General features: G+C 71.8%; 10 protein-coding genes. All 10 read left to right on the forward strand.

Annotated features, from left to right (window positions below):
- Positions 1–834, forward strand: an 834-nt coding sequence (locus ACFW2E_RS30930; RefSeq protein WP_384470370.1) for a hypothetical protein, incomplete at its 5' end; no start/stop codon positions are given.
- The gene (locus ACFW2E_RS30935) at positions 831–2,138 is read left to right on the forward strand and encodes a CpaF family protein (protein WP_384470371.1); all 1,308 of its coding nucleotides are present in this window, start codon (positions 831–833) and stop codon (positions 2,136–2,138) included. The genes ACFW2E_RS30930 and ACFW2E_RS30935, both read left to right, overlap by 4 nt.
- Positions 2,139–2,143: 5 nt before the next feature.
- Positions 2,144–3,133 (forward strand): type II secretion system F family protein, encoded by a 990-nt coding sequence (locus tag ACFW2E_RS30940; protein WP_384470372.1) that lies wholly within the window; start codon positions 2,144–2,146, stop codon positions 3,131–3,133.
- Entirely contained in the window at positions 3,130–4,050 is a 921-nt protein-coding gene (locus tag ACFW2E_RS30945; RefSeq protein WP_384470373.1) for a type II secretion system F family protein, read from the forward strand. The genes ACFW2E_RS30940 and ACFW2E_RS30945 overlap by 4 nt, the downstream gene beginning before the upstream one ends.
- Before the next feature lie 98 nt (positions 4,051–4,148).
- Positions 4,149–4,409, forward strand: coding sequence for a hypothetical protein (locus ACFW2E_RS30950; protein WP_384470374.1), 261 nt, complete (start codon positions 4,149–4,151; stop codon positions 4,407–4,409).
- A gap of 25 nt (positions 4,410–4,434) precedes the next feature.
- Positions 4,435–4,899: a TadE family protein gene (locus tag ACFW2E_RS30955; RefSeq protein WP_384470375.1), complete on the forward strand. Its 465-nt coding sequence runs from the start codon at positions 4,435–4,437 to the stop codon at positions 4,897–4,899.
- Positions 4,900–5,331, forward strand: a complete 432-nt coding sequence (locus ACFW2E_RS30960) for a TadE/TadG family type IV pilus assembly protein (RefSeq protein WP_384470376.1) — start codon at positions 4,900–4,902, stop codon at positions 5,329–5,331.
- Positions 5,328–5,789 (forward strand): TadE/TadG family type IV pilus assembly protein, encoded by a 462-nt coding sequence (locus tag ACFW2E_RS30965; protein WP_384470377.1) that lies wholly within the window; start codon positions 5,328–5,330, stop codon positions 5,787–5,789. The genes ACFW2E_RS30960 and ACFW2E_RS30965 overlap by 4 nt, the downstream gene beginning before the upstream one ends.
- A gap of 439 nt (positions 5,790–6,228) precedes the next feature.
- Positions 6,229–6,831 carry a hypothetical protein gene (locus ACFW2E_RS30970; RefSeq protein ID WP_384470378.1) on the forward strand — a complete coding sequence of 201 codons (603 nt, stop codon included), beginning with the start codon at positions 6,229–6,231 and terminating at the stop codon, positions 6,829–6,831.
- Between the two features lie 468 nt (positions 6,832–7,299).
- Positions 7,300–10,269 carry a BTAD domain-containing putative transcriptional regulator gene (locus ACFW2E_RS30975; RefSeq protein ID WP_384470379.1) on the forward strand — a complete coding sequence of 990 codons (2,970 nt, stop codon included), beginning with the start codon at positions 7,300–7,302 and terminating at the stop codon, positions 10,267–10,269.
- The last annotated feature ends 13 nt before the right edge of the window (positions 10,270–10,282 follow it).

The following is a 10,282-nucleotide window of genomic DNA, read 5'->3' on the forward strand; positions in this document are numbered from 1 at the left end:
CGCTCGCTGCTCGCCGAGTCCGATCCGGCGGGCGGCGACCTGGTCTACCGCAGTGCCGCCGCGCACGGCGGTCAGCTCAACCCGAACATCGGCATGCTGTCCATAGCGGCGACCGCTCGCCGCGGTCTCGTGCCGGACCAACTCTGGGACCATGTCCAGCCGTTGAGCGGCGGGCTCGAAGTTCTCGTCGGTCTCGGGATCGCCGAGCAGGCCACCGGGCTCGCCGGGCTCTGGCCCACCCTCGGCCACGCCTTCGCCTCCCTCGCCGACTCCCCGAACTCGCCCGCCGACGTCATCGCCGACTGCGGACGCATCAGCGGGGACACGCCGGCCGTGGAGCTGTTCCCGCACGCCGCCCTCGTCCTGCTCGTCTCGCGCACGGAGCCCGAGGCCCTGGCCCGCGTCCGGGACCGGGCCGCCGCCCTCTCCGCCAAGCTGCACGGCGGACCGCGCGGCGCCGCGGCCCTGGCCACCCCGATGATCGGCGTCGTCCTGATCACCGACCCGGGCAGCTCCGGCAAGCTCGTCAACCAGGTCAACGACATGCTGGTGCACTCCCAGACCGGCGCCCGGGTGGTCGGCACCATCGCGGACGATCCGACCGGCGCCGAACAGCTGGCCGGCCGCAAGCGCGGGCGCCTCGACAAGTCCCTGCTCATCCGGTCGGCCCGCAAGGTCACCGCGGACCTGTACCAGCAGTACGGCACCGCCTGGGCCGCGTCCGCCCAGGCCAACCAGGCCCATCAGGCAGGTCAGGCCCACCACGCCGGTCAGGGCCACCAGCCCGGCCACGCCCAGCAGAGCGACCAGGGCCACGCGGGGGCCGGCCGATGACCGCTGTCGACCACCAGTTGGTCAAGCGGTTCCGGCAGGAGGCCGGTGACCGCATCGCCGAGCAGCGCCGTCTCGACCAGGTCAACGGCGTCTCGCCGATGTCCACGGAGGACGAGCGGCAGTACGCGCGCGCGGTCATAGCCCAGATCCTGGAGGAGTACGCCCGCACCGAGATCAACGCGGGCCGCACCCCCCTCGACGCGGAGACCGAGGAGCAGTACGCGGCCGCCGTGCACGCCGCGCTGTTCGGCGTTGGCCGGCTCCAGCCCCTGCTGGACAACCCCGACGTCGAGAACATCGACATCAACGGGTGCGACCAGGTCTTCGTCGGGTACAGCGACGGACGGGAAGTGAAGGGGGATCCCGTCGCCGAGACCGACGAGGAGCTCATCGAGCTGATCCAGGTGCTCGGCGCCTACTCCGGTCTGTCGTCGCGTCCGTTCGACTCCGCCAACCCCCAGCTCGACCTGCGGCTGCCCGACGGCTCGCGTCTGTCGGCCGTGATGGACGTCGCCCGGCGGCCCGCGCTGTCCATCCGTCGCGCCCGCATGGGCAAGGTCTTCATCTCCGACCTCGTCGGCAACGGGACGCTGACGCCCGAGGTCGCGCACTTCATGGCCTGCGCGGTCCGCGCCCGGAAGAACATCATGATCGCGGGCGCCACCAACGCCGGAAAGACGACGCTGCTGCGCGCCCTCGCCAACGAGATCCCGCCGCACGAGCGCCTCATCACCGTCGAGCGTGCCCTGGAACTCGGCCTCGACACGTTCCCCGAACTCCACCCCAACGTCGTGGCGTTCGAGGAACGGCTGCCCAACTCCGAGGGGCAGGGCGCCATCGCCATGGCCGAACTGGTCCGCCGGTCCCTGCGTATGAACCCCTCCCGGGTCATCGTCGGTGAGGTCCTCGGCGACGAGATCGTGACCATGCTCAACGCGATGTCCCAGGGCAACGACGGCTCGCTGTCCACGATCCACGCCAACAGCTCCAGCGAGGTCTTCAACCGTATCTCCACGTACGCGCTGCAGGCCTCCGAGCGGCTGCCCATCGAGGCCAGCCAGATGCTGATCGCGGGCGCGGTGAACTTCGTCGTGTTCATCCAGCGCCGCAACAACTACCAGACGGGCGGGCGGCTCCAGCGCATGGTCACCTCCGTCCGCGAGGTCAACGGCGTCGACGGGCGCGTGCTGTCCAGCGAGGTGTTCGCGGAGGCCCCCGACGGACGGGTCGTACCGCACGCACCCATAGCCTGCCTGGAGGACCTGATGGCGTACGGCTACCAGCCGCACGGGGCATGGGGGTGACCGGCATGACCTACTCGGCTCTCGGCTCGCTCGGCTCCATGGGCGGCCTCTTCTCCACCGAGGTCCTGTACTCCATCGGCAGCGGTGTCGCCGTGGGCGGCGGACTCGCGCTGCTGATGATCGCCGTGCGCGGACTGCCCGCCAAGCCCGACCACGAGAAGCAGAAGGCCAACGAACGGGCCGCCGAACTCATCCGGTTCGCCGGTCAGCGCGGCTCGCTCGCCGCCATCATCGGGCTCGCCGTCCTGCTGCTCACCCGCTGGGCGGTGGCCGGCATCGCGGCCGGCGTCCTGGTCTTCTTCTGGGACCGCCTCTTCGGCGGCGCGGCGGAGGAACGGGCCGCCATGCGGCGCGTGGAGGCGCTCGCCTCCTGGACGGAGTCCCTGCGCGACACGATCGCCGGTGCCGTCGGCCTGGAGCAGGCCATTCCGGCCTCCGCCCGCGCCGCGGCCCCCATCCTCCGGCCGCACCTCGACGCCCTCGTGGACAAGCTGCGCGCCCGCACCCCGCTGCCCGACGCGCTTCAGATGCTCGCCGACGAGATCGACGACGCGTCCGCGGACATCATCGTGGCGGCGCTGATCCTCAACGCCCGCCTGCGCGGCCCGGGTCTGCGCCAGGTCCTCGGCGCGCTGGCCAAGTCGGCCCGCGAGGAGGTTGACATGCGCCAGCGCGTGATGGCCCAGCGCGCCTCGACGCGGCGCTCGGTGCAGATCGTGGTCGCCGTCTCCATCGCCTTCGTCCTCGGCCTCGCCGTCTTCAACCGCGACTTCGTGAAGCCGTACGGCACCGCGGTGGGCCAGCTCGTACTCGCCCTGGTCTGCGCTCTGTTCGCGCTCGGCTTCTGGTGGCTGCGCAAGCTGTCGACGATCGAGACGCCCGAGCGCTTCCTGATCCGCGACGAGTCGTCCGTGCAGTTCGTACGGCCCCGCACACCGGCCCAGCAGGGCGCTCAGGCGCAGCCGTTCCAGCCGGAGGAAGGTGCACGCCGGTGAACCTGACGATGCCGATCGTGGTCGGTGTGACTTTCGGACTGGGTGTCTACGCGCTCATCCGGGCCCTCATGCCGACCAGACGCAGCGCGGTCTCCCAGGTCGCCCGCATCGACGCGCTGCGGGCGCGCGGAACGGCGTACGAGTCGGTCCGGCAGACGAAGGACACCGGGCGCTTCGGGTCGCTGAGGGCCGAGATCGGCGCCCGGGTCTCCGAGTTCTACCTCCAGCAGGGCTGGGAGCAGCGCTCGCTGCGCGCGGACCTCGCCGTGCTGGACCGCAGCTGGGAGAAGTTCCTGGCGACGAAGGTGCTGCTGGGCGTGGCGGGCCTGTTCTTCGGCCCGTTCCTGTTCGCGGTCGTCTGGACGCTGGGCTTCGGCTCCAGCCCGGTCATCCCGGTCTGGCTGGCCCTGCTCTGTGCGGCGCTGTTCTTCTTCCTGCCGGACCTGGAGGTACGGCGGGACGCGGCCGACAAGCGTCGCGACCTCCGCCGGGTGATCGGTGCCTACCTGGACCTGGTGTCGATGAGCCTGGCCGGCGGCCGGGGCCTCCCGGAGGCCCTGATGGCGGCGGCCGAGGTCTCCGACGGCTGGGCCAACCAGCGCATCCGCAACGCCCTGTCCGACGCCCGTATCACCGGTGTCAGCCAGTGGCAGGCCCTCGGCGCGCTGGGCGAGGAACTGGGCGTCGAGGAGCTGAAGGACCTGTCGGCGTCGCTGGCCCTGGTCGCCGACGACGGCGCCAAGGTCCGTGAGTCGCTCGCCTCCCGTGCCGAGACCATGCGGCACCGCGAACTCTCCGAGATCGAGGGCAGCGCGGGCGAGAAGTCGCAGTCGATGCTCGTGGCCCAGCTGCTGCTGTGCGCCGGCTTCCTGGTGTTCCTGATCTTCCCGGCGGCGATGCGGGTGTTCCAGGTGTGAACCGTTCGACTCGTACGAACCGTCCTACGTCCCGTATCCGCTCCATCCACTGCCCAGACAACCGAACCGAGTTGAGCTGAGCCGAGAGGACAACTTCCATGACCGACCGCTCTGTCCGTACCGTCCGCACCGGAATCCCGGCGGTGGACTTCCTGGTCACTTTCCTGCAGGCCCGCGTGCAGCGCGCGCGTTCCGGCGAACTCGACCGCGGTGCCTCCGCGGTCGAGTGGGTCATCATCTCCGCGGTCGTCGTGGCCATCGTCGGCGTGGTGGCGGCGATCATCAACGCCGCGCTGAGCGACGGAGCCAACAAGGTCGGCGACTGCATCAAGGGCGCCAGCGCGAGCAAGACCTGCTGACCGCACGGACGACACGACGACGGGGATGACGGGGTTGTTCAGGGACCTGGGCAGATGGGCGCGCCGCCGCGCCGACGCCGCGCGCGGCGAGACCGGTGACTCCGGCATGACCGCGATCGAGTTCGTGCTGCTCACTCCCGTCCTCTTCTTCATGATCTTCGCGACGGTCCAGTTCGCGCTGTACTTCTTCGCCGACCACGTGGCCCAGGCCGCGGCCCAGGCGGGTGCCCGCAAGGCCCGCGCCACGGCCGACGAGCAGCCGGGTGCGTGGCGGGGTGAGGCCCGGGACGTGGTCGACTCCTACATCCGCCAGCTCGGCCCGCAGCTGGTCCTGTCGCCGGACGTGAAGATGCTCCAGCCGGAGCAGAACACGGTGGGCGTGGAGATCTCGGCGCGGGTGCCGACCGTGTTCCCCGGACTCGACCTGACGGTGCACGCGCAGTCGGCGGGGCCGGTGGAGCGGTTCGTGAAGGACCCAGGGGGGAACTAGATGGACCTCACCTCCGCAGGGGAGCGGTTCGCCGATGACGACCGGGGCCTGTCGACCGTCGAGGTCGTGATCCTCGCCCCCGTGATGATCATGTTCATCCTGGTCCTGGTGGCCTTCGGGCAGCTGGTCGACGGCCGGGGCGCACTGGACGGTGCGGCGCGCGACGCGGCCCGCGCTGGCTCCATCCAGAAGGACCACGCCACGGCGATGGCGGAGGCCCGCAAGGCCGCCGAGGCCGACCTCGCGGACGTCTGCTCGGGCCCGGTGTCCGTCGTGCAGAAGAGCGCGGGCTTCGACCCGGACGTCGACCCGTTCTTCACGGTGGAGGTGAGCTGCCAGGTCCGTGGTCTGGCGATGCTCGGCCTCGACGTCCCCACCCAGCTGTCCGCCAGCTTCTCCTCGTCGCTGGACCCGTTCCGGAGGTCGGCGTGAGGCATGCCGTACGGGGCTGGTGGTCCACCCGCCGAGTCCGGCTGGACGACCGGGGCTCGGGCGCCGGAGCGGTGATCATCTTCGCCCTGGTCTTCCTCTCCCTCTCCGCCTTCGTGATCGACGGCGGCCTGTCGATCTCCAAGCGCGAACGGGCCGCCGACATCGCGGAACAGGCGGCCCGCTACGCCGCCCAGGACATCGACAAGGAAGCTCTCTACGACAACCCGGGCGGCGCCGCCCCGATCAACTTCCAGAACTGCGACGCCCGGGTGAAGGCCTACGCCCGCGAGATGGACATGTCCGGCGCGGACATCGCCGCGACGCACTGTGTGGCGGCCGACGCCGAACAGGTGGAGGTCGAGGTCCAGCTCACCTACGAGCCCGTCTTCACCGGCATGTTCTACGGCGGGAACGTTGTGGTCCACGGCCGGGCGGTGGCCGAGAACGAGGTCGGCTGAGCCGTGGGGCCCGGGCGCCGTCGTACGAGCTGTACGTCGCCATGCGGCCGACGGAAGTGATGTGTGCGCGCACGGCGGAGAAGTCCGGTGCGCGGTACCGGGTGAGCGGTGCCCGCGGCGCCGGACCGGGCGCCGTGCACCGCGCTCCGCCCGCCAAGTGATGGCCGACAAGGCCCTGCAGGACGCCGAGACCGCGTACGACGACCTCTCCTCGGCACGGAAGTCCCTCGACGGACAGCCCCACGACACCCCGAAGGACGATCCGGACAGCAAGAAGTGCAACCGGCAGAAGGAACAGGCCCTTCCGCGCTCTCGTCCGCCAAGGACGCGTTCCTCCTGCCCACCTTCTCGACGCCGCTGGAGCCGAACGCCGACGCGATGGCGGAACTCTTCGACGCGGTCGCGGCCCTCGCTGACCTGGACGGAGTGACGATCCCGCATGACCGACGACCTCTCGAACCTCGGGCTGGAGTGCTCGGAGGACTGGGTGCCCTTCCCGGTCACCGGCACGGACGACTCGGACCTGGACCTGGACCACTGGGCCAAGTACCAGGCCGAGGAGCTGGCCCGCCGCTACGCACGCGACGGCGAGCGAGCCGACGTCCGGGCCCTGACCCGGGGCCTGAAGCGGGCGGCCGCCGACAGCCGCGCACGCGCCCCTCTCGCCGCCTTCGGCTGGTACGTGAGCGGGCACGACGTGGTGGCCGCCGTCATGGAACTGGACGCCATCCATCCCGACGACACGGTTCCCGACGTCTCCCTCGCCTGGCTGACGCAACACATGACGGTACGGGACTTCGGCGAACCGGACGTCCGAGAGCTGCGCCTGCCCCTGGGCGACGCCGTCCGCATCCGCCAGAACTTCATCGGCGAGAGGAAACGCCTGCTGGGCCCCCGCCCGGTGATCCGCTCCCTCTTCTACGGCGTCCGCCCGGAGGGCATGGAGACAGCGCTCACCCTGGCCCTCTCCTGGACGGAACCGATCCTGGACGAGCCGGCGGAGAAGCTGGGGGACGACATCGCGGGGACGCTGACGGTGTGACGGGTCCCTTGTGATGGACGGGGCGCGTGTGATGGACGGGGCGCGGGGAGCTTCGTCGAGTACGGGAACCGGCACGGCGGGGTGTGGCGCGTCGAATGGCACGGGACCTGGTTCGTTGCCGAGTGGATAGCGAGAACGGCACCCCGCGTGAGGTCGGCCTCGGCGAACTCGTCGCGTTCGCCCTGGCACTCCTGCGGGACTGAGGACACCGCGGTCGAGCCGGGCCGGAGTTGGATGTGTGGGGTATGTGAGGGTGGGGTGCGTGGCGGTCGGGCAGCGCGTCTCTGCCGGGCGGGTGGCGTGGCGCAACCTGGGCCTATGGGACGGGAGATGAGGAATCGGGCGGCGATGAGCCCCTGGATCCGCTGTGGTCCCCTTCGACGCTGTCAGTCGCAGTCAATAGGATCTCTGTAGGCTCGACCCACCCCCCGAACCAACTCCTCCCACACACGACCCAGGACACCCGCCATGGCGCGACGCAGCACATCAAGCTCGACGGGAAGCCCGACGGGCCCGCGGAATCGGACACCGCAGCCGGTGCGCATCCGGCGGCGTACGTTCGGGGACTTCGTCAAGGCCTTCCTCGCGTTCATCGCACTGCTCGTGCTTGTCGTCGGCGTGCCCGGCGCGCTCGCCGTCGAAGTCGGGTGGCCGCTGCCGCACGGGGTGCCGTCGCTGGACTGGCTGCAGCAGGAGATCACGGTCCAGACCTTCCTGCACGTCCTCACCGTGATCGTATGGCTCGCCTGGGCCCAGTTCACGGCCTGCGTGCTCGTCGAGGTGAAGGCCGCGCTGTCCGGCGTGGGGATCCCCGGCCGCGTTCCCGGCGCCGGCCCCAGCCAGCTGCTCGCCCGGCAGCTCGTCGCCGCGCTGCTGCTCGTCGGCGCGACCGCGGCCAGTCTCACGCCGGGGCTCTCGCAGCTCGGCCACAGCCTGGAGGGCAACCAGAAGGGGACGGTCGCCGCGGCCCAGCAGACCCCGGGGCTGTTCGCGCAGCAGCAGGAGCAGGCCGCGAGCACCGCGGCCGCCCTCGCCGAGCAGGCCTCCCACGCCGCCTCGCAGGCCGACGCCTCAGGCGGTACCGCCAAGGCGGGGGACACCAAGTACTACCGGATCCAGCCGCCCGAGGGCCGCCACCACGACTCCCTCTGGGAGATAGCGCAGCGCCACCTCGGCGACGGCCGCCGGTACAAGGAGATCTACGAGCTCAACAAGGACCGGATCCAGCCCGACGGTTCGCGCCTCTCCGAGGCCAGCCTCATCCGACCCGGCTGGATCATGGAGATGCCCGGCGACGCGCACGGCGGCGAGCTCGTCGAGAACCCCGACGCCCACGTCTCCCACGAGGTAAGGCAGCAGATCCACGACTACGCCAAGACCGGGGATCACGCCCAGGAACGGCGACAGGGGCAGCACGCGAGCGGCGGCGGTTCCGGAGCCTCCCACGTCTCCCTGCCCCAGCAGCGGCCCGCCTCGGACGGGGACCAGGAGCAGCAGCACGCCACCCCGGCCGCCGACAGCGGTTCCGTCAGCCACTCCTTCGGCCTTCCCGAAGCCCTCCTCGGTGCCCCGCTCCTCGCCGCGGGCCTTCTCGGCGCCCTCGGCCGCCGACGCCGGCAGGCGCTGTGGCAGTCGGCGTTCGGAGCCGTCGGCGGGCGGCGCGGCATGGAGCCGCCGACGCCCACGGGTGACGCCCAGGACGTCCAGGACGCGCTGCTCGTCGGCGCCGACCCGGAGGGCGTACGGCTCCTCGACCGCTCCCTGCGGGGCCTCGCCGCCTCCCTCGCCGCGGAGTCGCGCCCGCTGCCCCTCGTCTACGCCGCCTGGCTCAGCAACGGCGACCTGCACCTCCAGCTCGCCCAGCCGGCCGGAAAGCCGCCCGCTCCCTGGCAGGTCGGCCAGGACCAGACGTTCTGGATGCTGGCCCGCGCGGACGCCGAGAGGTACGAGGAGGCCGACACCGCGGCGCCGTACCCCGGTCTCGTCAGCCTCGGCACCATGGACGACTCGCGGCTGCTGCTCAACCTGGAGGCCGTGCCCGGCATCGTCTCCCTGAGCGGACGCGAGGCCGACCGGGCCGCCGTGTTCGCCTCCGTCGCCGCCGAACTCGCCACCAGCGGCTGGTCGGACCGCATGACCATCACCCTTGTCGGCTTCGGCGAGGACCTGACCGCGCTCGCCCCCAACCGGCTGCGCCACCTCGACGGCATCGAGGCCCTCGTCGAGACGATGGAGGCCGAGACCCGGCAGCGGCGGGGCGCCCTCGGCGCCGCCGGACACGACTCCGTGCTCACCGGCCGCACCGGGCCGGCGCAGCACACCCGTTGGGCCCCGCACCTCGTCCTGCTCGCCGCCCAGCCCTCCGCCGATGATGCCAACAGGCTCGCCGAACTCGCCGCCGACGCCGGCCGTCTCGGTATCGGCTACCTCGTCGGCGCCGAGACCGGCGATCTGCCCGGCGCCGCCTGGGAGATGGAGATCACCCCGGAGGGCAAGCTGCTCGCGCCGCTGCTCGGCCTGGAGCTCGACGCGCAGCTGCTGCCCGCCGTCCAGCAGCGCGCGGTCGTCGAGCTGTTCGTCGAGGCCGACCCCGAGCACGACCCCGACGGTCCGGCCACCACCCCGCCGTTCCTCGTCGACATCAGCGAGCAGGGGCGTCCGGCGGTCTATGCCCGGCTCGTCGGGCCGTACGAGATCATCGGCCTCGACACCCCGGACGGAGAACGCAGCGCCCTGCTCCACGAGGCACTCGCCCTGCTGCTCCTGCACCGCGAGGGCGTGCATCCGCGGGTGCTCGCCTCCGCGCTGTGGCCGCGCGGTGTCACCGAGGACGTTCGGGACGCGCTCATCGAGCGGCTGCGCGCCTGGCTCGGGACGGATCCCGACGGCACGCCCCGGCTCGGCGCCGACGCGACCGGGCGGCTCACGCTCGCCAAGTCCGTCGTCTCCGACCTGGACGTGCTGCGCTCCCTCTACCACGAGGCCACCCAGGGCAAGGGCGTCGACAGCCGCGTCGTCCGCGGACGGCTGCTCACCGACGCGCTGGTCCTGGTCCGCGGACCGCTGCTCGCCGACCGGCCCGAGGGCCGCTACCGCTGGCTCACCCACGAGATCGTCGACGCCCAACTTCCGCTCCTGGTCGCGGACATCGGCCTCGCGCTGTCCGCGTTCCACCTGGAGAAGGACCGTGCGGAGAAGGCGATCGAGGCCCTGAACGCGGCCCTCAACTCGGCACCGGCCGACGAGCGCCTGTGGAACGAGCTGCTGCGCGCCACCCACGCCACCGGTGACACCGTCCGCCTCCGGGCCCTCGCCGTCGACCTCCTCGGCCGCAGCGGTGCCCGCGGCCTGCCGTCGCGCACGGAGGCGCTCCTCGACGAGCTACGGGCGACCTGGCGCGGCGGCGCCGCCCCGGCGGGGTGTGCGTGGTTCCGGTGATCGCCGCCGCCCC

Origin of the sequence: Streptomyces sp. NPDC058964 (assembly GCF_042741275.1) — a bacterium.
In the GTDB taxonomy this organism is placed as follows: Bacteria; Actinomycetota; Actinomycetes; order Streptomycetales; family Streptomycetaceae; genus Streptomyces.

What these genes read in the sequence shown, in the direction of transcription:
- ACFW2E_RS30935 (WP_384470371.1), top strand. Translation starts at nt 831, where the DNA reads ATGACCGCTGTCGACCACCAGTTGGTCAAGCGGTTCCGGCAGGAGGCC.
- ACFW2E_RS30940 (WP_384470372.1), top strand. Translation starts at nt 2,144, where the DNA reads ATGACCTACTCGGCTCTCGGCTCGCTCGGCTCCATGGGCGGCCTCTTC.
- ACFW2E_RS30950 (WP_384470374.1), top strand. Translation starts at nt 4,149, where the DNA reads ATGACCGACCGCTCTGTCCGTACCGTCCGCACCGGAATCCCGGCGGTG.
- ACFW2E_RS30955 (WP_384470375.1), top strand. Translation starts at nt 4,435, where the DNA reads ATGACGGGGTTGTTCAGGGACCTGGGCAGATGGGCGCGCCGCCGCGCC.
- ACFW2E_RS30960 (WP_384470376.1), top strand. Translation starts at nt 4,900, where the DNA reads ATGGACCTCACCTCCGCAGGGGAGCGGTTCGCCGATGACGACCGGGGC.
- ACFW2E_RS30970 (WP_384470378.1), top strand. Translation starts at nt 6,229, where the DNA reads ATGACCGACGACCTCTCGAACCTCGGGCTGGAGTGCTCGGAGGACTGG.
- ACFW2E_RS30975 (WP_384470379.1), top strand. Translation starts at nt 7,300, where the DNA reads ATGGCGCGACGCAGCACATCAAGCTCGACGGGAAGCCCGACGGGCCCG.